Annotated in this window: 21 protein-coding genes; 9 read left to right on the top strand and 12 right to left on the bottom strand. The window is 47.7% G+C overall.

What is annotated here, in order from left to right; genetic code table 11:
• The first annotated feature begins 8 nt into the window (after window positions 1-8).
• Together EKM87_RS06335 and EKM87_RS06330 are read left to right on the top strand one after the other, a co-directional pair.
• Window positions 9-665 (top strand): hypothetical protein, encoded by a 657-nt coding sequence (locus EKM87_RS06335; RefSeq protein ID WP_125682997.1) that lies wholly within the window; start codon window positions 9-11, stop codon window positions 663-665.
• Between the two features lie 179 nt (window positions 666-844).
• Complete coding sequence (locus EKM87_RS06330; RefSeq protein ID WP_125682995.1) at window positions 845-1,447, top strand: hypothetical protein; 603 nt, start codon at window positions 845-847, stop codon at window positions 1,445-1,447.
• 230 nt (window positions 1,448-1,677) lie between these two features.
• On the opposite strand, the gene EKM87_RS06325 is transcribed toward EKM87_RS06330, so the two are convergent.
• Window positions 1,678-3,522, bottom strand: coding sequence for a S53 family peptidase (locus EKM87_RS06325; protein WP_125682993.1), 1,845 nt, complete (start codon window positions 3,520-3,522; stop codon window positions 1,678-1,680).
• Between the two features lie 274 nt (window positions 3,523-3,796).
• Entirely contained in the window at window positions 3,797-4,684 is an 888-nt protein-coding gene (locus EKM87_RS06320) for an alpha/beta hydrolase fold domain-containing protein (RefSeq protein WP_125682992.1), read from the bottom strand.
• Between the two features lie 164 nt (window positions 4,685-4,848).
• On the opposite strand from EKM87_RS06320, the gene EKM87_RS06315 reads away from it, so the two are divergent.
• Entirely contained in the window at window positions 4,849-5,649 is an 801-nt protein-coding gene (locus EKM87_RS06315) for a tyrosine-protein phosphatase (RefSeq protein ID WP_125682990.1), read from the top strand.
• Between the two features lie 71 nt (window positions 5,650-5,720).
• Window positions 5,721-6,653 carry an alpha/beta hydrolase gene (locus EKM87_RS06310; protein WP_125682988.1) on the top strand — a complete coding sequence of 311 codons (933 nt, stop codon included), beginning with the start codon at window positions 5,721-5,723 and terminating at the stop codon, window positions 6,651-6,653.
• Between the two features lie 376 nt (window positions 6,654-7,029).
• Here EKM87_RS06310 and purB read toward each other — a convergent pair whose 3' ends face one another.
• On the bottom strand, window positions 7,030-8,328 hold the full coding sequence (gene purB / locus EKM87_RS06305; RefSeq protein WP_125682986.1) for an adenylosuccinate lyase: 1,299 nt from the start codon (window positions 8,326-8,328) through the stop codon (window positions 7,030-7,032).
• Window positions 8,329-8,603: 275 nt separating this feature from the next.
• On the opposite strand from purB, the gene EKM87_RS06300 reads away from it, so the two are divergent.
• A complete protein-coding gene (locus EKM87_RS06300) occupies window positions 8,604-9,890 on the top strand; it encodes an adenylosuccinate synthase (RefSeq protein WP_125682984.1) in 1,287 nt (428 codons plus the stop codon).
• Window positions 9,891-9,917: 27 nt separating this feature from the next.
• The gene (locus tag EKM87_RS06295) at window positions 9,918-10,904 is read left to right on the top strand and encodes a GMP reductase (RefSeq protein ID WP_125682982.1); all 987 of its coding nucleotides are present in this window, start codon (window positions 9,918-9,920) and stop codon (window positions 10,902-10,904) included.
• 67 nt (window positions 10,905-10,971) lie between these two features.
• On the opposite strand, the gene EKM87_RS06290 is transcribed toward EKM87_RS06295, so the two are convergent.
• From EKM87_RS06290 to EKM87_RS06275, 4 genes are all read right to left on the bottom strand, one after another.
• Complete coding sequence (locus EKM87_RS06290; protein ID WP_125682980.1) at window positions 10,972-11,403, bottom strand: universal stress protein; 432 nt, start codon at window positions 11,401-11,403, stop codon at window positions 10,972-10,974.
• Between the two features lie 12 nt (window positions 11,404-11,415).
• Window positions 11,416-12,978 (bottom strand): Nramp family divalent metal transporter, encoded by a 1,563-nt coding sequence (locus tag EKM87_RS06285; protein WP_125682978.1) that lies wholly within the window; start codon window positions 12,976-12,978, stop codon window positions 11,416-11,418.
• 192 nt (window positions 12,979-13,170) lie between these two features.
• Window positions 13,171-13,602, bottom strand: a complete 432-nt coding sequence (locus EKM87_RS06280) for a universal stress protein (RefSeq protein WP_125682976.1) — start codon at window positions 13,600-13,602, stop codon at window positions 13,171-13,173.
• A 3-nt stretch (window positions 13,603-13,605) separates the two neighbouring features.
• Entirely contained in the window at window positions 13,606-15,192 is a 1,587-nt protein-coding gene (locus EKM87_RS06275) for an Nramp family divalent metal transporter (protein WP_125682974.1), read from the bottom strand.
• A 383-nt stretch (window positions 15,193-15,575) separates the two neighbouring features.
• Between EKM87_RS06275 and EKM87_RS06270 the strand changes: the two genes are divergently transcribed.
• Window positions 15,576-16,232, top strand: a complete 657-nt coding sequence (locus tag EKM87_RS06270; RefSeq protein WP_125682972.1) for a metal-dependent transcriptional regulator — start codon at window positions 15,576-15,578, stop codon at window positions 16,230-16,232.
• A gap of 29 nt (window positions 16,233-16,261) precedes the next feature.
• On the opposite strand, the gene nhaC is transcribed toward EKM87_RS06270, so the two are convergent.
• Together nhaC and EKM87_RS06260 are read right to left on the bottom strand one after the other, a co-directional pair.
• A complete protein-coding gene (nhaC, locus tag EKM87_RS06265) occupies window positions 16,262-17,707 on the bottom strand; it encodes a Na+/H+ antiporter NhaC (protein WP_125682969.1) in 1,446 nt (481 codons plus the stop codon).
• Window positions 17,708-18,063: 356 nt separating this feature from the next.
• Window positions 18,064-18,594, bottom strand: a complete 531-nt coding sequence (locus tag EKM87_RS06260) for a GNAT family N-acetyltransferase (RefSeq protein WP_125682967.1) — start codon at window positions 18,592-18,594, stop codon at window positions 18,064-18,066.
• Window positions 18,595-19,037: 443 nt separating this feature from the next.
• Here EKM87_RS06260 and EKM87_RS06255 point away from each other — a divergent pair, with 443 nt between their 5' ends.
• Entirely contained in the window at window positions 19,038-19,427 is a 390-nt protein-coding gene (locus EKM87_RS06255; protein ID WP_125682965.1) for a hypothetical protein, read from the top strand.
• Here EKM87_RS06255 and EKM87_RS06250 read toward each other — a convergent pair whose 3' ends face one another.
• Complete coding sequence (locus EKM87_RS06250; RefSeq protein ID WP_125682963.1) at window positions 19,428-20,291, bottom strand: aldo/keto reductase; 864 nt, start codon at window positions 20,289-20,291, stop codon at window positions 19,428-19,430. It abuts the gene before it with no gap.
• A 317-nt stretch (window positions 20,292-20,608) separates the two neighbouring features.
• Between EKM87_RS06250 and EKM87_RS06245 the strand changes: the two genes are divergently transcribed.
• Complete coding sequence (locus EKM87_RS06245) at window positions 20,609-21,115, top strand: hypothetical protein (protein ID WP_225428407.1); 507 nt, start codon at window positions 20,609-20,611, stop codon at window positions 21,113-21,115.
• 20 nt (window positions 21,116-21,135) lie between these two features.
• On the opposite strand, the gene EKM87_RS06240 is transcribed toward EKM87_RS06245, so the two are convergent.
• Both EKM87_RS06240 and EKM87_RS06235 read right to left on the bottom strand, forming a co-directional pair.
• Window positions 21,136-21,912: a potassium channel family protein gene (locus EKM87_RS06240; protein WP_125682959.1), complete on the bottom strand. Its 777-nt coding sequence runs from the start codon at window positions 21,910-21,912 to the stop codon at window positions 21,136-21,138.
• 535 nt (window positions 21,913-22,447) lie between these two features.
• Entirely contained in the window at window positions 22,448-23,617 is a 1,170-nt protein-coding gene (locus EKM87_RS06235) for an ArgE/DapE family deacylase (RefSeq protein WP_125682957.1), read from the bottom strand.
• Window positions 23,618-23,698 lie beyond the last annotated feature (81 nt).

The following is a 23,698-nucleotide window of genomic DNA, read 5'->3' as shown; positions in this document are numbered from 1 at the left end:
GAACGGTAGTGGCGAAAATGAAGGACTTCGGGCAACGGATGCGTTTTTTGACGTTCTCCATTTTACTTAATTCCGCCGCTAACGCCCTCACCATCTCGACCAATCTCGGGAGTGCAGTGTGGACCGGCTCATCCGTGAACCTGGCCAACTGGATTCACGTGCCCCTAGGAACGACCATGTTCGTTTACGGGGTCGTTATCACCTTGATGAACCAGGTGTTGCTTGGGCGATTCGACCGCAAACGGTTCGTTTCCAACATTCTCTACATTATCCCCTTCAGTTACCTGGTCGAATGGATCGGGTACTTCTGGAACTGGGTAGGCGTGGGAAAGTTGAACCTGACTGGACGAGTCATCGTTGACATCATTGGACTGATTGGCGTAGCTTTTGCCGTGTCCATCTACCAACGCTGCAACGTTATCATGCATCCCAACGACGACGTGGCCTACATCCTGCGTTTCCGGTTTCTACACGGTTCCGCCGTCATTGCGCAGTGGGCCAGCTACGTCCCACCGGTCACCATCATTATTTTGTCCTACGTCTTTACTGGTGAGCTAAATGCCATCGGCTTCGGGACAATTTGGGCGTTAGTCACCCAAGGCATCGTCATGGCCTGGGCGGATTATCACGTCTTTCCCTCTTTAAAGCATCACGTGGATGTTTAACCTTAACTGTTAACTAGGTTCGAGCTGACTGGCTCGAGCCTTTTTTGACGGCGTTGTTCCGCTCGGCCAGACTACCCACAACGGCTAAACCTGGTATTGTAGATTGACCTAGTCTGACTTAAGCTAGAATCAGACAAACTTTTAACAAATCAATTCTGCTACGGAAAGGTCGGCTACTTATGAATTCATTTGTCACTTGGTTCTTTATTGCTTGGGGGATTCTCTTAATCTGGACTAACCTGCGCCAGCCACGCAAAGGTTGGCAAATTTGGGTCGGCATCCTATTTCTCCTAGTCGCCCTGGGCATGAACATCACCACCCATCATAAGCAAGCTAATCCCCTACCAGCGGGCGTTTCCAGTGGTAAGGCGGTCGTTCAGTTGGCACTCAAGCAATCCAAGCTGAGTTATGAACCCAAGATTGCCGCGCAATTTGGCAATACTAATCTGAATGATACCGACCAGGTGAAGGTCAAGGTTAACCCCCGGACCAAACGTTACGTCTTTAATTACAAATTTAATCAGAAGAAGATCCCGGTCTACGCCGTCTACAGTAAGATTCCAGCCGGTGGTGCCAACGCCTATCTGATTCCCGTCAAAAAATCCAGTAAGATTGCCAGCATCATGACCGACAGCAAGACGGCTAGCCGGCAGATAAAAACTAAATCAACGAAAAATTACAGTTATGAGGATTTGACCACGTGGATGCCCACTAAAGCCTTCACCGGTACCGACTACCCCCATCAAAAAGATTCAGGCGATTACAGTATTGTCTACAAATAAGTGGCTTGATAACATTGAGAGCAATCAATTAACTTAAGCAGTGACAAAATAAAACATGGCCCGGGATAAAATCCCGGACCATGTTTTCATGTCCAAATATATACTGCTGAAACGTGCACCAGAAGGCAGCTAGCTCCGCTTAACCCCGAACGTCAAATAATCCAGGACCAGGATTTTTCGACGTTCGACGTTAATGCTCACTAGCTAAACGCCTTCTAGCCCACTCTTTTTTATTGAAAGACGTGTGCTAACTGATCAAAGTTCACGGTACCCAGTCCAGCAGCTTGGTTGTAAGTCTTACCAGGCTGACCCACGTAGAACAGATTACTATTATTGGTTGTCGCATCCAATTGGGTAAACGGTGACTCAGACGTTTGCGCCAACGCATAGAGCTGTGGGTTCCACAGGCCCATCCGGTGCGTCCGACTGCCATTCATCAGGGCCGTCATCGCCGCAAACTGCGGTGCCACGACGCTGGTTCCCCCAATAACTTGCCAGCCATCACTGGACGTGTAGGAATCATATCCCGTAAGTGGGTCGGCATCGGCCACAACGTCCGGGAAGTTTCGACCGCTTTGATGGCCTTGAATTAATTTAGGATTTAACCGGGGCAACCCACTAGCAGACAAGTACTGCCGGGCATTGTAAGTGTTGACCCCCGAAACCCCTTGTTGATACTTCGGCGTGCCATACAGCGTAGAAATTCCGCCACCACTACCACTCTGCAGGGTATCCATGGCGTCCGAGTTTTCTTTAAAGAACGTGGGATCACGATGGTACGCATTAAATAACGCATCGCCACCCCAAGTCCGTTCCTGCTTAACGGTGACGTGATTGCTGTTCTGCAAGTCTCCAGAAAATGGCAACGTCGTTCCACCAGTCGCCGTGACCCACGGGTTGCTAGCTGGGAAATTGGCATAGATTCCTTCATTTACGTCACCATTGGCCGCTAGTTCTTCCCCATAAGCACCGCTGTCCCCAGAAGCCGCAAAGGTTGAAACACCCTGCGTCGCTCCCTGAGCCAACAGCGTGCTCATGATACTACCGTATAACGGTGTTAATAAGTGATACTTACTGAGGCTCTGGAGAACCCCTTCAGACAAGCCCCAACTCAGGGAGAGAGAACTGGCCTTATTTTCACCAAAGGCGCTGGCAAAAGCATTGATCCACCCAACATCACTAAGCGACGCCGTGTAGACTCGGATTTTAGCCTTCGGTGCCAGTGCGCCGGCCTGCTCGACATCCAGCGAAGTTTCGGCGTTACCCGGATCAACGTTTCCCCAAACATTCATCCCGCCAGTAGACTTCACACTGATGCGGTTGGCAGAAGCCGCGACACCCTCTTCTGACCAAAAATGGGTGATATCAGCCGTTTTCACCTTACTGAAGCTAATGATACCAATGGTTTGGCCTTGGCCCTGATTGTTGGCTGCTAAATCCGTGGCGTGGTACTGCGAAAGAAAATTCTTGGGCGCGCCATCCGTCGTCGGTCCATCACTCGCCGTGCTCCCGGGTTCCGATAGGCCCGTGAGTTTAACTAAATTGGTGATACCGATGACCGCCTCAATGGGTTGCGCCACGTTCTTTGGTAACCGCGGCTTCTTCTTAGAATATTGCAGCTTTTTCCCATGATAACTCGCTGTTTTTAACTTGGTCGCAAAGGTGGCGTCAATCGCGGCAGCTGACCCCTTCAGCTGCATGACTAAGCCATCATTAAACGTGACGACCTTCAGATGCCGAGCCTTGAAGTAAGTTGTCAGGCGTTTGGTCGTGCTGGCTGATTGACCAAATTTAGACCGAAACGTGCTCGGCGTCAGGAATTGCTGAAACTGCGAATTCCCTGGTGTATTAACGGCTAAGGCCGTCGACGTTAGCTTGCTGGCATTACGTGTCTTCAATACTAAGTCCAACGTCACCGTTTTTCCCTTAGCGACCTGTTTAACATTTTTAAGACCAGTCAACGAGCTCTCCCGATATGGTGTGGCCAGCGGTGTTGTCTGTGCTGCACTGGCTTGCGCGCCAGTAACCCCTAACAGCCCAACCACTAAGCTAGCCACAATTAAACGTATTTTCATGAGTCCATCCCCTTCGTATGTTCATATTATACGCCGCTAGTCACAAAAAGAATGGGGAATTACTGGTTGGTTAATGATAAATTAGACGGGTTAACAAAGGCGAGGGCTACCATAGTCATTGTGACGCAGAACTAGTTGGTAGTTAACAGCGATTCTAGCCGGATATTTCTACGATATTCGCACAAAAAGGCCGTGTCCCAGGACACGGTCTACCAGTTTCTGTGTATTTACATATCGAAATTGGTCCCAAGACAAATGGTCCTGGCAAACCCGCTTAATCCAAGTCTCCCGTTAAAATAAACTGCTTAACTTCCTTCAGCGTTCGTTTGGATTCTGGTAATTTATTCCACAGAATATAATCGTGAAGCATCGACTTCAGCCGGCGAGCCTTGATGGGCGTTCCCTCAGCCGCTTCAAGCTTTTGGAGCAGCCGTTCATCATCGGCGACCAATAGCTCATTAGCCCCAAAGAACAACTGAATCGGTCCTAAATTATCAAAATTCCCATAGATGGGACTCACTAGGGGATCCGTCACTGGATGATCACCAGCGTACGCAAACCCAATTTTCTTTAACGTGGCTAACGTTAGATATGGATCGTGTTTAGCAGCGGTCTTCAAATCTGGATTCATCATACTCAAGTCCGTCCACGGCGAAATCAAAATGGTCCCGGCAGGAAGCGGTTCTTGGTGTTCCTTCAACTGTTGTAACAGCGACAGCGCCAAACCACCACCGGCAGAATCACCCATTAAGAAGAATTGGTCATCGGGATACTGAGCGCGCAAATAGCTATAACTATTCATCGCAAACACCAGCGTATCGTCCACAGTTGCCTCCGGAACCAACGGATAATCCACATACGTGATTCTGAGGTTAGCTTGATCGACCAACGTTTCCATTAATTTACGGTGACTGTCGATTCCCTGCATGGTGTACGCCCCACCGTGAAATAGCAACACGTGTTGTGGTAATGGCGCACCCGAAGCCACGGTCAACAACCGCCCACCGAAGACCTCGCGTTCCTTGGTCACCATATTGGCTGGGAACTTTTCGGGGACCACGGCCCGGTTTTGCCGACTAGGCTGTAAAAATGCTTGCTGGATCTGTTGCTTAAGTTGACTATGCTGGGTCTTGAAAAGTAACCATTTCCCACGCAAACTCACGACTATCACCCTATCTTTTGCCTTCTACAATTCTCACTCTTAATTGACAGTATACAGCCTTTTTCGCGAAAACGCCCCTCCTAAAACCAATTGCTAGGTAATTTTCTGGAAAACCGGTAAAATAGAAAGGGTAACAACTGATGACTGAAAGGGTGGTAAAACGAATGACAGACAACCAACGAATTTTAAATGTGACTGGCGGTCGGAATTTCCGGGAGCTTGGCGGCTACCGGACGATTGACGGGCACACGGTCAAGTGGCACAAGTTGTTGCGGACCGCTGGGTTGGCTGAGCTCACCCCGGAGGATCAACAAATGCTAAGTAATTACGGTGTCGTGGCCGACGTCGACTTCCGTTCCAAAGACGAACAGGCCCAGTCGCCAGACCGCGTACCAGCTGGCGTCACGTACCATTTTCTGCCGGTTTTCCCAGCGGATGACCAGACAGATGCTTCGGCCAGCGAGGCTGATTTGCAGAAGCGCTTTTCTAGTGATGGCCAAGCTGGTCACAATCATATGGTCGACGTCTACCGCCAAATGGTGACTTTAGATTCCGCGCAGAGTGCCTACCACGACTTCTTTGCGACGTTACTAGCTAACGAGGATGAACAACAGTCCGTACTGTTCCACTGTACAGCTGGTAAAGACCGTACCGGGATGGGCGCCTTCTTTGTGCTGAGTGCGTTGGGCGTTGACCCCCAGACGATTCGCCAAGATTATCTAATGACGAATGAAACTTCAGCTGAACACATTAAATTGGTCACTGCAGATGCCCTAAAGAAGGGCTATGGTGAAGCCTTTGCCTCGAATATTCGAGCACTGTACTCCGTTAGCAATGATTACTTTGACGCTGCCAACAAGATTATCAATACGCAGTACGGTGGCACCCAAGACTACCTAAAGGACGTCTTGGGCCTATCACACAGCGACTTAACTAATTTAAAACAACTTTATTTGGACGCCTAGTCCGAACCAGACTAACCGTGTTAGCGGGTAGTCTGGTTTTTTAACAATAATTCGAAAGGACCTGATTAACGATGAAGAAAAAAACACTGACCTGGACCCTACCCTTACTTGGGATTGCGGCCACCTCATTGATTGCCAGTGAACGCTTATTCAACTTTGCCTTTAAGCGGGTCAACTACGTTCCCGAAACTTCAGCTGATAAACAAAAATACGCTGACGCTTACTACGCCTACGTCGACTGGTTCAAGCACGTCAACAAGGAAAAATGGTACCTCCACGAACACGACCCACAAAACCGGATGGTCGCAGAATATATTCCCGCCGAAACACCCAGCGACAAGACCGTCATCATTTCCCACGGTTATAAGGGTAATGGTGAAACGATGGCAAACTTTGCCCAAATGTACCACCGCTTAGGCTTTAACGTTCTCTTACCGGATGACCGGGGCCACGGTGAAAGTGCCGGCAGATATATTAGTTTCGGCTGGCTGGATCGACTGGATTACCTCCAATGGATTCAACAGGTCATCGACCGATCCAACGCCGACGTGAAAATTCTTATGTTTGGTGTCAGCATGGGTGGCGCAACCATGGAAATGTTAGCCGGTGAAAGTCTGCCCCCACAAGTCAAAGCGATTATCGCTGACTGTGGCTACTCCAGCATTGAGGCTGAATTGACCTACCTGTTAAAACGGCAGTTCCACCTTCCCAAGTATCCAATCGAACCGCTGGTCAGCACCATTTCCAAGCGCCGATTAGGCTACTATCTCGGCGATGTGACTGCTACTGAACAGCTGAAAAAGAACAAACGGCCCATTCTCTTCATTCATGGCGAAAAAGACGTCTACGTGCCAGTTGGTATGGCCTACGAAAATTATGCGGCAACGCACGCACCTAAGCAGCTTTGGATTGTGAAAAATGCTTCACACGCCGAAAGCTTCTGGATTAATCCGACCCGTTATCAGCAACATGTTGAAGAATTTTTGCAAACTTACTTCAACTAATTAAGTAACCTTAAGCCTAACTTAACGGCATTTCGGTCTTAGTCGTCAAATCTTCATACTTTATTTTTTCTTTACCAATTTATCGAAAAGTCGTCACGGCTTTTGACCTTTTCTATTCACAATCTCCGGGTATAGTAATAACTATAGTAATTAGCCAATAACTATTACTAATCAAAATCTATATCCAATCCCCTTTTAGATTCTCTCCCCCTAAGAGAATCATTCCCTGGTTAGGTTCCCTCAAGCCTAACCAACTCCTCTAAATTGCGTTCGCACCCCCCTTATGTGAACGCACTCCTCATGAAAAGAAATCGCACCGTTCTTCCCTAAGAACGGTGCGATTTTTTTGTGCTACGGTTCAAAAAAAGAAATGTCTCTAAGCCATTAATCCCAGTCGTTGAAAGATGAAATCAACGCGGCGTAAATGGTAGTGATAGTCAAAAGCATCGGCAATCTGTTCAGAAGTCAACCGATCAGTAATTTCCGTCTTGGCTTCAACTAATGGCCGGAATTGCTTTTGTTCATCCCACGCCTGAGCCGTTAACGGCTGAACCAAATCATACGCGGCTTCACGACTCAGTCCCGATTCAATCAGTTTAAGCAACAACCGTTGACTGTAGATCAACCCATAGGTCCGTCCCATATTAGCTTTCATGGTTTCTGGAAAAACATCTAGGTTGGTGAGAATACTGTTCATCCGATGCAGCATGTAATCCAACAACGTCGTACTTTCCGGTAAAATCATTCGTTCAGCGGATGAGTGAGAAATATCTCGTTCGTGCCAAAGGCTAACATCTTCGTACGCAGTGACCATCGTACCACGGAGCACTCGCGCCAATCCCGTAACGTTCTCTGAGCCAATCGGATTGCGCTTATGTGGCATGGCACTAGACCCCTTCTGACCAGGGTTGAAATGCTCTTCTACCTCATGGATTTCTGAACGCTGCAAACTCCGAATCTCCGTAGCAATATTTTCAACACCGGTCCCAATCAAAGCCAACGTGGCAATGTAATCGGCATGTAGGTCTCGTGGCAACACCTGACTAGCCACTGGCTGCGCACTGATACCTAACTGATCACAAACAAACGCCTCGACTTCTGGTGGCACGTTGGCAAACGTCCCAACGGCGCCACTAATTTTCCCAGTCTCAACGGCCGCAGCGACCCGGTCAAACCGGTCTAAGTTTCGTTGCATTTCAGCGTAGAACCGAGCTAACTTTAACCCAAATGTCGTAGGTTCCGCTTGAATACCATGTGTCCGGCCAATCATGACCGTTTCTTTATACTGAAGAGCCAATCGCTTTAACGTCGCGATGATGGCAACCAGGTCCTGACGTAAGACTGCATTAGCTTGCTTCAGTCGGTAACCCTGAGCTGTGTCGACCACGTCAGTACTCGTCACACCAAAGTGAATCCATTTGCGTTCAGCGCCTAAGGATTCAGAAACGTTACGTGTGAAGGCCACAATATCATGGTGGGTCACGGCTTCGATCTCAGCAATACGGTCAACGTCAAATTTGGCATTATCCCGGATTTTTTGAGCATCCGCAACCGGGACTTCTCCTAACTGCGCCCAAGCTTCGTCAATGGCAATTTCAACAGCTAACCAGGACTGGTACTGATTCTCAAGGGACCAGATTTTGCCCATCTCTGGTCGGGTATAGCGCTCTAACATAGTGTTTTCCTCCTGTGAATTCAGGTAAAACCCGAACATTAAAGACTTTATTCGTTCTTTTCTCCACAGACAATCATATCATAGAATATCCCATTTTAGCTAGTTATTCCACCTTTGTATCTTTATGTAATTAGTTGTTTCCCTTAATTAAAAGAACTTTAACCTATCATAAATAAATAATTGTTCGTTTTTAGCTTGCTTTTCTCATCCGAACTTGATACACTTATTTCTGCTGGGCGTTCGGCCTAGCAAATAATAACGATGAGGTGTTTGCAATGTCATCAACAGTAGTAGTTGGTAGTCAATGGGGCGATGAAGGTAAAGGAAAGATCACGGATTTTCTGAGTGAGAAGGCTGATGTCATTGCCCGCTACCAAGGTGGTGACAATGCCGGTCATACCATCGTCTTCAATGGTCAGACGTTCAAGTTACGCTTGATTCCTTCAGGGATCTTCTACGCCGACAAGACCAGTGTGATTGGTAACGGTGTCGTCTTAAATCCAGAATCTTTAATTGAAGAACTGGCCTACCTTAACGAACATGGCGTCGCAACCGATAATTTACGAATCTCTAACCGCGCCCACGTTATCTTGCCTTACCACATCCTGTTAGATCAGGCGCAAGAAAAGGCCAAGGAAAACAAAATTGGGACAACAAACAAGGGTATCGGTCCTGCCTACATGGACAAGGCTGAACGAATTGGTATTCGGGTGGCCGACTTATTGGACCACGATATCTTTGCTGACAAACTGCGCCAAAACTTAATCGAAAAGAACAATGTTTTAACCAAATTATATGATGAAGAACCTTTAGACTTTGACGAAGTCTTCAATAAATACTACGCTTTAGGGCAACAAATCAAAGACCACGTCACCGACACCTCCGTTGTCATCAACGATGCCATCGACGCCGGTAAGAACGTCCTCTTTGAAGGTGCTCAAGGGGTCATGCTTGATATCGACCACGGAACTTACCCATTCGTCACGTCATCCAACCCAGTTGCTGGTGGCGTTACTATCGGTTCCGGTGTTGGCCCTACCAAAATCGACCACGTTGTCGGTGTTTGCAAGGCTTACACATCCCGAGTTGGTGACGGACCATTCCCAACGGAATTATTTGATGAAATTGGTGATACGATTCGCGAAGTTGGTCACGAATATGGAACTGTTACGAAACGGCCTCGCCGAATCGGCTGGTTCGATAGTGTCGTCCTTCGCCACGCCAAGCGGGTTTCCGGCTTAACTAGTCTTTCATTGAACTGTTTAGACGTCTTAACCGGGTTAAAGACCCTGAAGCTCTGTACCGCCTACGAATTAAACGGCGAAACCATCTACCACTATCCAACTAGTTTGGTCGACCTGGACGCTTGCCAACCAATCTATGAAGAATTCCCTGGCTGGACGGAAGACATCACCCACTGTCATTCCGTTGAAGAACTGCCCGTTAACGCGCAAAACTACGTGAAGCGCTTAGCCGAATTAGTCGGCGTTGACCTGGCTACTCTCTCCGTCGGTCCTGACCGGGAACAAACCAACATCTTACAAGACGTCTGGAACGCCTAACCTAACTAAGTACAAGGAGTGACCCACATGCATCCTGCTGAAGTATTTGATTACGAAGACATCCAATTAATTCCCAATAAATGTATCATTGAAAGCCGTAGTGAAGCTGATACCAGCATTGAATTTGGCCCCCACCGGTTTAAAATTCCGGTCGTACCGGCTAACATGGAAACGGTGATCAATGAACCGTTAGCAATTTGGCTGGCGCAACACGATTACTTTTACGTGATGCACCGATTCCAACCTGAAGAACGGCGCGGATTTATCGAACGGATGCATGAAAAATCACTCTTTGCATCCATTAGTGTTGGGGTTAAACCCGATGAACAAGCTTTTATTGAAGAGCTGGCTGCCGCTGACCTGGTGCCGGAATACATTACCATCGACATTGCACACGGCCATAGTGACGCGGTGATTCGCATGATCAAGCAAATCAAAACGCACTTGCCAGACAGCTTTGTTATTGCCGGTAACGTTGGAACTCCTGAAGCTGTCCGTGAACTGGAAAATGCTGGTGCCGACGCCACTAAAGTTGGTATCGGTCCTGGTAAGGCCTGCATCACAAAGCTCAAGACTGGCTTTGGAACTGGTGGCTGGCAATTGGCAGCCCTGCGGTTATGTGCCAAAGCTGCCCGCAAGCCAATCATTGCCGACGGTGGTATCCGGTACAACGGTGATATTGCAAAATCAGTTCGCTTCGGCGCTAGCATGGTCATGATCGGTTCAATGCTGGCCGGTCACGAACAATCTCCTGGTAGCTTGCTGACTATCGACGGTCGGACCTTCAAGCAATACTGGGGTTCCGCCTCTGAAAAGCAAAAGGGTGCTTACCGCAACGTCGAAGGTAAGCAAATGTTGGTCCCATTCCGTGGTGACATTGCGAACACGCTCAACGCCATGGAAGAAGACCTGCAATCCTCTATTTCATATGCAGGTGGTCGTAATCTCTTAGATATTCGAACAGTCGACTACGTCATCGTTAAGAGTTCCATCTTGAATGGCGATAGTTATTAATTAAACAAAAACACGCCGATAAAATCAGGTGATCTGATTTTATCGGCGTGTTTTTTCTATAATAAGGCTACCGGACAACTAATACCGAAACCGGCGCATATTTGGCCATGTAAGCCGCCTGACTGCCAAAGTGCCGACTGACACCCTTCTTAGCAATCGACCCCACCACCAAAATATCTGGTTGTACCTGGGGAATCACATCCTTAACGATTGTTTCACCGGGCTCGCCCTCCGCAATCATCATACGCACATGCTTAACCCCAGCATCACGAGCCTGTTGCTGGTAACGTTGAATGTGCGCCTTCAATTCATCATATTCGCCATGAATGTAGTCATTATCCAAAACTTGATAGACACTCATCGTTTCATTTTCTAGGACAGACACAATCACTAACTCCGCCTCATCCCGAACTGCCTGATGAATCGCGTAATCAAATGCTAGTAAGGCGTCCGCCGAATCATCCACCCCAACTAAAATTCTTTTGAAAGTTGTTGGCATGTATCCTTCCCCCTACTCTGAATCTTTAGCTTTAGCTGCCGCCAGCCGCCGATTACCGCGGTGCAAATCGACTACCGTCCACGTTAACAACGCCAACACTGCAAAAATTAATACGTAAGCAATGCCATTGGCAAGTATCAGTTTATCGCCCGTCACATTGCTCCCAAAGAAGCCCTGGACCTGGCCCGGCAAGCCTTCCATGTTCAAAAAGGTCAGACTGATTACGGAGAACCAGCCAAGAATCTTTAACCACCAAGAATTCTTGAACCGTTCTCCCATCTCTAACTTGCTATCCGTCATCATCAGCAATGGTAACATCGAGAATGGCAACGCAAACGCCAGAAAGACTTGTGAGTTATTCATTAGATCGTTGAGGGCTTCGTGTTCAGCGATGTCGCTCTTCCCGCTAGTCAACATGACACAGATCAAAACGGGAATCACGGACAACAACCGGGTCACTAACCGCCGCAACCACAGTGGCATCCGCATGTGCACGAAGCCTTCCATAATAACTTGCCCAGATAACGTCCCGGTAATTGTGGAATTTTGCCCAGAGGCTAACAGCGCCACCGCAAATAGCGTAGATAAAACGCCGGTCCGCGCAACACTACTCAATAACCCGTTGCTCATGGTGCTAGTATCTGACAACGCGTGGAACAGCCCGAAGAACGAGGGATCCTTGACCGCACCGGTCTTGAAAACCGCTACCCCCATGATTAGGAGTAAGGCGTTGACGAAGAAGGCAAAGGTCAACTGAATGTTGGAATCCAGCCCCGCAAACTTAACCGTCCGCGCCACATCATCCTCATCATTATGGTCAATCGACCGCGTTTGAGAAATGGCAGAGTGCAAGTATAAGTTATGTGGCATGACGGTCGCACCAATGATGCCTAATGCCCCATTTAACGGGGTCATCCCACTGACCTGCGTGCCCGTAGAGAAAGTTTTCGTCGTCGGAATCAATCCCTTAACTACCCCTAACCAATCCGGTTTGGACAGCGCAACCTGATAAACGAAGACGAACAGAATCACCATGATCAAACAAACAACAATTGCTTCAATCTTGCGGAATCCCACCTTCGTTAATAGCAAGAGCAACAGGACATCAAACACCGTGATAAAGACGGCAATGACTAATGGAATGTGGAAGAGTAGGTACAACGCGATTGCCGCCCCAATGACCTCGGCAATATCCGTCGCCATAATAGCTAACTCCGTGAGTAACCACAGGACCACGCCCAATGATTTACTGGTCCGAGCCCGAATGGCTTGGGCCAAATCCATCTGACTCACGATGCCAAGTTTAGCCGCCATGTACTGCAAGAGCATCGCAATCAAACTTGACATCAAGATGACAGACATCAATAAATATTGAAAGTTTTGGCCACCAGTAATGGAAGTCGACCAGTTCCCAGGATCCATATACCCCACGGCAACCAACGCACCAGGTCCGGAATATGCAAACAGCGTTTTCCAAAATCCCAGGTCTTTGGGAACCTTGACCGTGCCATTGATTTCTTCCAATGACCGTCCGTTGGCATACTCAATCAGTTTGTGTTTCTTTTCCTTGTCCATCCAATCACTCCCCCTAACGACCCAACTTACCTGAGCCACGGCAAGTGTAAGGCTAGTCGCTCACGAAAAGTACCGTTTGCCCTCCCATTTAAAAAGTTTCTTGTGGCCACCAAACAATCGATTGCAAAAAGCCGGCCAGACTGGACTTCCAGCTTGACCGACTTCGGATAAGTTATTTTACTTTCGTAATGTTTAACGGACTACCATGACCGAAATCTTGGCGTACTTGGCCATGTAGGCTGCCTGGCTCCCAAAATGCCGGCTAACCCCTTTCTTGGCAATCGATCCAATCACTAGTAAATCCGGCTCAACGTGAGGAATCACATTCTTCACAATTGTTTCACCGGGTTCCCCCTCAGCGATGATCACCTTAACCTTGGTAACGCCTGCCTCTTCAGCCTGTTGTTGATACGTTTTAACGTGTTCCTTCAGTGCATCCCGTTCCCCATGGATGTAGTCACTGTCCAGTGCCTGGTACACGTTCATTTCATCATTCTCCAACACGGAGACAATGACGAGTTCAGCATCATCCTTCTTTGCCTGGTGAATCGCGTAATCAAAGGCTAATAAGGCGTCCGCCGAGTCATCGACCCCAACTAAAATTCGTTTAAAAGTCGTTGCCATTGGTTAGGCCTCCTCTTTCGCGGTTGCATCCTGTTCAGCACGGAGCTGAGCGGCAACCCGCTTACTACCACGATGTAATTCAAGAACCGTCCAGATCAACATGGCAACAATTGCAGCATCCAAGACATAGGCCAAATCATTCGCAAAAACTTTTTGACTAGCCGTAATCGCATCCCCATAAAATCCTTGAATGGACGCTGGCATATTAATCAGGTTCAGGTAAGTCAGTGCTAACACTGAAATCCACCCCAGTATCTTAACCCACAGGGTGTTCTTGAACCGCTTACCCATTTCCAGCTTACTATCTGTCATTAACAACAACGGCAGCATAGAGAACGGTAGCGCAAACGCCAGAAAGACTTGCGAGTTATTCATTAAATCGTTCAAGGCTTCGTGTTCGGCAATCGCACTCTTACCACTCGTTAACATCACACAGATCAGAACTGGAATCACTGAAATCAATCGGGTGACTAACCGCCGTAACCACAGTGGCATCCGCATGTGAACGAAACCTTCCATGATAACTTGACCCGTCAAAGTCCCTGTGATAGTTGAGTTTTGCCCAGAAGCCAGTAAGGCAACGGCAAACAGCGTCGAGAGAATTCCTGTTTTAGCTACGCCAGCCAATACACCGTTACTCATGGTGCTCGTATCAGATAAGGCTTGGAACAGACCAAAGAACGATGGGTCCTTCACGGAACCACTCTTGAACACAGCAACTCCCATGACCAACAATAAAGCGTTAACGAAGAAGGCCAAGGTCAACTGAATGTTGGAATCCCAGCTGGTGAACTTAACTGTACGTGCAACATCTTCTTCATCATTGTGGTCAATTTCCCGTGTTTGAGAAATTGCTGAATGCAGGTAAAGATTATGTGGCATGACCGTGGCCCCAATAATTCCTAAGGCCCCACTGATTGGGGTTTGGCCACCAACCTGTGGTGTAGAAGAAATCGTCTTAGCACTTGGTACTAAACCGCCAATAACGCCACCCCAATCGGGATTAGACAGCGCCACTTCATAGGCGAAGACCACTAAGATAACCAGGATCAGACAAACCACGATGGCTTCAATTTTCCGGAAGCCAATTTTAGTCAGCAGTAATAATAGCAAAACATCTAATACCGTAATAAATACCGCAACAATCAACGGAATGTGGAAGAGCAGATACAGGGCAATTGCTGCCCCAATAACTTCCGCAATATCCGTGGCCATAATCGCAAATTCAGTCATGATCCATAAAACAATTCCCAAGGACTTGCTCGTCCGTGCCCGAATAGCTTGGGCCAAATCCATCTGACTCACGATACCAAGTTTAGCCGCCATGTATTGCAACAACATCGCGATCAAACTTGAGATCAAGATAATCGACATTAATAGATATTGGAAATTTTGTCCACCAGTAATGGACGTTGACCAGTTACCTGGATCCATGTAACCAACCGCAACTAACGCACCAGGCCCCGAATACATAAATAATGTTTTCCAGAACCCTTTCCCCTTGGGTACTTTAACCGTACCGTTAATCTCTTCAAGTGAGCGCCCGTTGGCGTACTCAATGAGTTTGTGCTTCTTTGGTGTATCACTCAAAACGAAGACCCCCTTCTATTTCCTACAAGGCCCATTGTAACCCAATGTTTTGTTAAATCAAACACTTTTTTAGGGACACTTAACTCTTTAATACGCTCAAGTTAATTTTTATTTTAGCATTTTAAGCGCTTTCATCATTGCTAGTCCAGTCATCATTTCATTGACGACATCATCCGGAAATTTATGTAAAAATAATTTTAAATCAGTGAAAGAATGCCCAATCCACGGCATTTGCTTTCTAAAAGTACGCACAATTAGTCACCAAAATTGCGGTTAGAAAAAGATAACTTGCAACGTTCGCCACTTACAGGTAAACTTTTAGATGGAAAAAACATTTTTTAGGGGAGATTAACATTTTCTGATCTTACTGGGGAGTTGATTAGATGCAACACCAACGTCATTCATATTTAAAAATCATTGCTGAGTGCAGTTATGCTCGGCCACGAGTCAGCAACAAACAGATTCGTCACTTCGCCAATGTTTCACCAGCTACCGTGACAGAAACCACGCGGCTACTACAACGTGACGAATTGGTCGACCGCCGCCGCTACACTGGAGTAACCCTCACCGACCGGGGGCGTCGCCTTGCCTGCCAACTACTACATAACTACCGGCTTTGCGAGGTTTTCTTAACGCAACAATTGAAGTTGCCTTTATCGCAAGTCCCCGCTCAGGCCTGGGCCATGGCGGACACGTTAACACCGGAAACGGCCACCGCCCTCAATTCTTATCTCGGCCTACCAGAACGTAGCCCCTTTGGTGGCGTTCTGGAGCCCTGTCGCGTTCTGGATGACACCCATGTCACCCGCCTTAGCGACGTCGTTACTGGTCAACAAGTAATTTGTCAAAGTTACTTAGAAACCGCCGATTTAGTCGATTACCTCCAAGAAGTTGCGCTGCCGTTGGACGTCCCCGTGCAGATTACCAAATGTGACCGCAACTTGAATCTATTGTATTTAGAATTGCCACAGCACCGGGAAATTACGTTGAATCTTAACGCCGCAGACTACATTTACACAAAAAAAAGCCAACACCTCTAGGGTGTTGGCTTTTTTTACAAAATTATTGATTAACGGCCATCAGCAGCCATCGTTGCCGCCGTAGCACTACTGTCGTCACTAGAAGGCAGGCGCTTCAACCCAACACCAGTGAAACCACTGAGGATGGAGAAGATTGGCGATAAGAGACTGAAGAAGCAGAATGGCAGGTATGCCAACGTAGAGACGCCTAACGTGTTGGCAGCGAACACGGCAGCAACCCCCCATGGAACCAGGTAGTTGATAACGGTCCCACCATCTTCAAGGACCCGGCTCAAGGCCAAGTTGTCTAAGCCACGGTCGTTGAAGGTTTGTTTGAAGGCCTTCCCAGGTAAGATAACGGATAAGTACTGTTCACCAACGAAGATGTTCACGCCAATCCCTGACAGGATAGCAGCTGTAACCAATGAGCCGGAACTCTTCAGGCGCTTAGCCAACGGTACCATCGCCGTTTGGATGATGTTGAACTTCATCAACAAGCCGCCTAAGGTCAACGTCAGGATAATCAAGGAAACGGTGGCCATCATGGCACTGATCCCACCACGTGTCAGCAAAGCATCTACACTAGCGTTACCAGTCTTAGAAACAAAACCAGATTCAATCATGGTCGCGATACTGCTCAGAGACGTTGAAGGCTTTTCAATGAAAATCATGACAATGGCCAACCCAATGTTGATCAACAACGTTGCGATTGCGGGAACTTTCCGCCAAGCACAAACCAGCATAACAACTAATGGTAAAGCTGCCCACCAAGTAATACTAAAGTGGCCGTTTAACGTAGCCAACGTCGTATTGATTTTACCTAAAGCATTGGTATCAGAGGCACCAGTCCCCAAGATGAAGTACAGAACTAAGGAAACTAAGAAAGCGGGAATCGTGGACCACATCAGATTCTTAATGTGAGCAAATAATTCAGATTCAGCGATGGCCGATGCCAGGTTAGTTGAGTCAGAAAGTGGTGACGTCTTATCACCAAAGATAGCACCGGAGATGATGGCCCCAGCAACTAAAGCTGGGTTGAAGCCCATTGTGGTCCCCATTCCGAAGAGCGCAATTCCGATAGTTGAGATGATGGTGAAGGCACTCCCAATGGACGTTCCGATAATAGCACAAACTAGGAATACGGAAGGAACGAACCACTGTGCAGAAATTAAATGAAACCCGAAGACCATCATGGAAGGAATAATTCCAGCGGCGATCCAAACACTGATCAACGCCCCGATTAAAATAAAGATGAAAATGGGAATAATACCAGTTTTAATTCCTTCAATAATGCCGCTGTGAATGTCATCCCATTCGGCGCCACGAAGCTTGGCCCACAGAATGACTAACGCGATCACCAATAACACGGGGGTCATTGGTGATAACCCAAACTTGATAACCCCAAATCCCATAATGACTAACATTGCTAATAAAATGGTAATGGCTTCGCCAAAATGTACTGGCCGCCAATTTGTCTTTGGTTGTTCTTCTTTCATATCAAATCGCTCCTCTTTATATCTTATCTTCGCCAAGTTATGTACAAAAAAATCGTCCCCGCTGCAACTATGCAACAGGGACGATTAGACTTAAACCGTGGTACCACCCAACTTGAGCCACTGGTTCTAGACCCAGCAACTCCACTCTCTAGATGGTAACGGCTCTAGTAATTGTCCGCCTGGCGTACCAGGACATTCCACTGTATTTCGTCGTAATCACCCTGATCGGTTCGCAGCAACCACCGACTTTCTGACACACAGATGACACGCTACTTGGTAATGGAAATTAGCGTTCGTTATTTGATTGATTTGATAATAGCACGATGAGAAAACCCCGTCAACCTCTAATCTAAATTTTATTTAAATGAGGCTGGGTATTCGATCATCCCACCAACGTGAGCTAAAGCCCCAGCCGTCAGTGGTTTGATCAAGTTACTCCCCATCGGTACTGGTAGTGAATTATGAATTGAAAAATCTTCGGCCATCACGTAACCGCGACCCCCGTAGAAGTTCATATCCCCCACCACGCTGACCGCCGTAAATCCAGCCAGTCGTGCCCGGGTCTCTAATTCACTCAGCAATTGACTCCCGATAGCCTGTCCCTGTTGATCAGGTGCCACAGCCAGGGGTGCTAAGGCCACGATGGTCGTGTTATGCCGACTTCCTCGGATAGTTACGGGGGTCAGTAACCCATGGCCGACCACCGTCGTTAAATCGGTCTTAGCGACCACTTCTAAACTAGGTTGATAGTCGTACGTTGCTCGCAATCGGTGTATCAGAGGTACCTCATCGCCGTCGCTTTCTTCACTAGCAGCGAAGGCACTCTTGACGATCTGGTCGACCTGTTCGTAGTCGGCCGGCTGAATCGTTTCAAAACTTAAACTCACTTTGTCTACCTCTCATTTCTTCGCGATTGACTTCATCATTGTTCTTGATTTTGGTTGGTTTCTTGGGTTGGCCGCCTTGCCAGGCGAGAAAAATAGGCTGGAACGCTGTGAACGCGATTTCGAGACAAAGAGCGGTCTCGAAACTCGGTTCTGCCTAACCACGGAAAATCGCCGCGCTAAGGCAGTGCCACGGCTGAGCCTATTTTTCTCGCCCTCTCGGCTAACATCGACGTCAACCCAGTTATCTGGTCTAAGCTAACTTCAGCCGTGAGGGCCGCCCGGTAAGGCGTATATTACGCCCAAACTAGATAATACCGTGTTATTATACACGACTGGGGGTTAATGTCTAAACTTTCGGGGAAGATTTAACGAAATTGCTTGAATTTCCCCAACCAAACCACGTACACTAGGAGCACAAATCTAAACAGAACGAGGTGCTACATTTGACGCATAAACAGCGTTGGGCCGCTCTTTCCATCGGGCTTTATCTCATCTTTGTCGTGGCCGCAATCTTCATCGGGTTCCTCAACCCCAGTACAATTGGGCTAGAATGGACGATTTTCTGGTATTTTGTGGTAGCTGGACTCTGCTACTACTTCTATTTTAAAAACTTCAGTTACCGGGAAGTCGTATATTACGCAAAAAAACTAGATCTTCACAAGGAAGACCTAGTCGCATTAGTCCCTAAACTTAAGGAGACCCAGGACGTTCCTGACCCGGATCATCCCCACTTCTTCAGTCCATTTGCCCGGATACCTATTACGGTCGTGAACACATTGACCGATCAATTGGCACCCCAGGCAACGGCCAAAGACATTCCACCGTACCGCTAATTACTTGCGGCTACTGTAGGTCTGTGACTTCTTTAACCAGGCGGCATCGTCTGGGTCTGGACCCACTCGTTTGCCGGCGTCGAGGTTCGCAATGGCCCGCATTTCATCTTGATCCAACCCAAAGGCAAAGATATCGCGGTTCTGTTGAACCCGAGCCTCATGAATGGACTTTGGAATTACAATTTCTTCGCGTTGAACGTGCCAACGTAAAATGATTTGGGCAGCACTAACGTCATGCGCAGCGGCTAATTCATTAATCACTGGGTCGCTCAAGGCGTTGTTGTTCCCGCCGCCAAGTGGACTCCAGGCTTCATGCAAGATACCCTTGCTTTCAAGGTAAGCGTGCATCTCGTCTTGTTGGAAGTATGGGTGCGTTTCAATCTGGTCAACGACTGGTTTAACCGTCCCTGCTTCCAAAATCTCATCCATCTGCTTCTGATTGAAGTTGGAAACCCCAATGTTCTTGATCTTACCTTCCTTGTAAAGGTCTTCCATTGCTTTCCAGCAGTCAACGTAACCAGGAGCTGGCCAATGAATCAAAAACATATCCAGGTAATCCAATCCTAAACGGTCCAACGTTGCTTGGAAGGCCGCCTTCGTCTCATCATAACCACGTTCGCTGTTCCACAGCTTAGAGGTCACAAAGATGTCCTCACGCTTGAGGCCACTCTCACGAATAGCTTCGCCGACCCACTGTTCGTTGCCGTAGTATGCGGCTGTATCAATGTGACGGTATCCAGCTGCCAAAGCCCACTTAATCGCGTTCTTGGTATCTTCAGCGTTATCGACTTGGAAGACCCCTAAACCGAGTTGGGGAATCCGGTTGCCATTATTTAACGGTAATGCAGGAATATCATTATGCAAAATAAAAACCACCTTTCAGACTTAGTTCCACTCCTATCATACAATAGGTTGACTGATTTCGCGGTAAGAAAGGTTAAGAAATCTCCGAAATCAGCAGGAAAATTTTGTTCTGGCGGTGTTTTGCGGTATTATGAAGGGTGTGGTAGTTTGTCGTCTCGACGGCAAGCTTGTTTTTTCACACCGTTCTGGACATGGAGGTTTTTCAGTTGAACAACCAAGAACCAAAATCACGCGTACAACGGTATAACTTTAACCAGGGGTCAGATCAGCCCACTCGCAAACGGCCAAGGAAGCCGCGTCGCTGGTGGCCATGGATCATGACGTTATTAACGCTGGCTATTGCCATTTTGCTGGTCCTAGCCATTAACCACCACAACAACCCTTCTGGTGCCAGCACTGGTAGCTCATCCAGTGTTAGTGCTTCCGTTGCGGCTCGTTCCTCTTCTGTTTCGGAGCAGTCCGCCTTTGAGAGCTTCAAGAAGCGCTACAGTCAATACGATGACAGTGGCCTTACCGTTACGCAAAAACAAAAATTACAGAATATTATTAACAATGAGTCGAACAACGCTGTTCAGACCCGCGAGCAAAAACTACTGGATCAGGCACAAACGAAGAAGAGTTCTGCTAACAGCACATCTAGTGCGCCTAACAAGAACAGCAGTCACAACCCAACTTCGTTTGGCACGACCCACACTTTTTCGTCGGTCGCTGATGCCCAGAACTGGGCCCAGGCCTCCAAGAACCAATGGCTTCAAGAAGGTTACAGCACCTATACCATCACCTCTGATGGTCAAGGAAATTACAATTTACAATTTGTTCATTAATCACGGTGACACGCCACTTCCTAATGGGAGGGCGTGTTTTTTTTCGTCGTTTTTTCTAAGGAAGTAATCTTATCTTGGAGCTGATCGACCTTCGCGGTGAGGGTGTCGATTTTCGTCAATAATTTCACCAAGTCAGCCTGCTGCTGGGCTTCGTGGTCAGTGGCTAATTGTGTGGTCCGACTAGTAAAGAAGTCCATGATGGTACTGGTCAACAACCCAATGAAGCCAACCCCCCCGAACATCAGGAAACTGGCGACAATCTTGCCCACTGCCGTATGAGGTGTCTCATCCCCATATCCCACGGTCGTGGCTGTCGTAATCGCCCACCAAAGTGAATCGGCCAGACTTTGTTTCTCAGCCAGCGAGAAGAGAAAGGCACTCAGAACAATGATAGCCACACTGATTGAAAATAAATAGATAAATCCCGTTTTATAGATGAACCGATGGTAGGTCTTCGTCCATTTGCCCGCAATCCCTAACCGCCAAAAAAGGTGGTGAAACCGAATCAGTCGGACCAACCGACCTAGTCGAAAGAAAGCAAAGACGGGGTGCAGCGGAATAATCCCCAGCAAGTCAAAGGCCGACTGAATGAGAAAAATTTTACGGTTCTTCGTCACAACTAACCGGACGAAATAATCAATGGCAAACACCACTAATAAACTGTTAGCAATCGTCAATTCAACCGCATGGCTTCCCAGTCGCAGAATCATCAGACTCACATTGATCACCGACCAAAGCGTTAGCAGCGTCACGCCAGTATGATAAATAACTAATCCACGTTGTGTTCGTTTCGCCATCAGACTTACTGCCCCCTTACCCAATTACTTTTAAATATAATCAAATCGGTCAAAATTACCAGAAATTTGATGCAAGCTTAATTAGTTTGCTAGCTTCTATTCGCAATCTTAATAATTAGATACCTATCGCGGCCTCCGGTTGGCGGGATGGGTGCCCGCTGTGGGGACCGCCTAAAGCCACAGTGCGGTCTTTAGGCTCGACTTGAAACCTCGAAAGTTCATCGAGTTTTCAAGCTCGTCCCGTAGTCTTAGCTGAGCTCACTCAGCTAAGACTACTTTCACGGCTGGCACCCACCCCGCCAACCTCTGGCTACACTGGTTTTCTCCAATTAATTTTGTGATTGCGCTCATCAAATAATAGTGAGGATCCATCAATTTGGCTACTTAACCTTACATTCAATCTACTCCCACGATTACAATACATAATTAATCTTTACATCAAAAAGGGCCGAGATCACCTCTCAGCCCTATTACTACACTACATTCACTTCAGTACCGGCAGTTCCTAGTCAACTGCCAACTACTCACCACACAACTAGTCCACCGCTGCCTTCAACGTCTCCTCAAAGAACGCTGGGACCAATGCCTCGTAGACCTCAACAGCCTGTAAGAATTCCTTAACGGAAATGTATTCATCAACTTGATGTGAGGTGTTACTCCCCGGGCCAATTTCAATGCTGGTAAAGTCTGCCTTAGCCCGCAAGAACTCGGCCCCATCGTTGGCGCCACCAGAACCCACGATCTGCGTATCGTGCCCACAGACCTCATCGCTAATTTGCTTGGCTAACTGTACCAATGGGGCGTGGGGATCACCTGGGATTGCTTCTTCAGGATAACTGTAACTCAGCGCCAAATCTACATCAGGTTCTTCATTTAATTTAGCAATCAATGCTTCCAGCTCATCGTAAATCACCTGGTTAGGGTAAGCAGGAATCGTCCGCATGTTGGCCATCAGTTCCGCGTGAGCCGGGATCGAGTTGATTTGTTCACCACCAGAAATTAAATCAACGTTGTGCAAGAGACCACCCAAAACGGGATCAGTTTTGGTGTGTTTCGCCATAATCGGTCCCACCGCGTTATAAAATTTCATCAAATTATCAATCGCATTGACGCCTTTTTCTGGCCGCGCACTGTGACTAGCCTTGCCCGTAGACACGACCTTATAGTCAATGACTCCCCGCGCCGTGTAGACCACGTTGCCCAAGCCACTAGGCTCCGCAATAACCAAACCCGCCAAATGATCTGCGTACCCTTCATCCGTGAGCTTTGCCGCACCGTATTCCCCGGTCTCCTCGCCGACGGTCCCCATCAACCGGACGCTCCCCTTGAGTTGAACGCCCTGTTCCAAAAACTCCAGCAAAGTGATGACGATGGCTGCCAGACCACTCTTCATATCAGAAGCACCCCGACCAAAGAGTTGGTCGCCGACCACTTCGCCAGCAAATGGCGCGTGGCTCCAGGCCGATTCATCCCCGGCCGACACCACGTCCATGTGCCCACACAGTCCTAGCTGAGGTCCGGTTGGATTACCAATCGTTACCACTAGATTATCTCGGTTCTGAGCAAACGGCACTTTTTCAATCTTGGCTTGCGGATATGGTGCAAACAAACTGGCAATGTAGTCGGCAACGTCAGTCTCATGATCATTTACTGAGGGAATCTGAATTAAATGCTGAAGAATTTCAACCTTTGCTTGGGGGGTCATACGAATCATCCTTTCTGAGTAGCGAACTAATTGTTTCTAATCATACGCTAATAATTCCGTAAATCAAGCTATTTTTGAAAT

Source organism: Levilactobacillus yonginensis (genome assembly GCF_003946265.1).
Lineage (GTDB): Bacteria > Bacillota > Bacilli > Lactobacillales > Lactobacillaceae > Levilactobacillus > Levilactobacillus yonginensis.
Note: the sequence above shows the minus strand (reverse complement) of the source record. Positions and strands in the feature narration are given on the sequence as shown.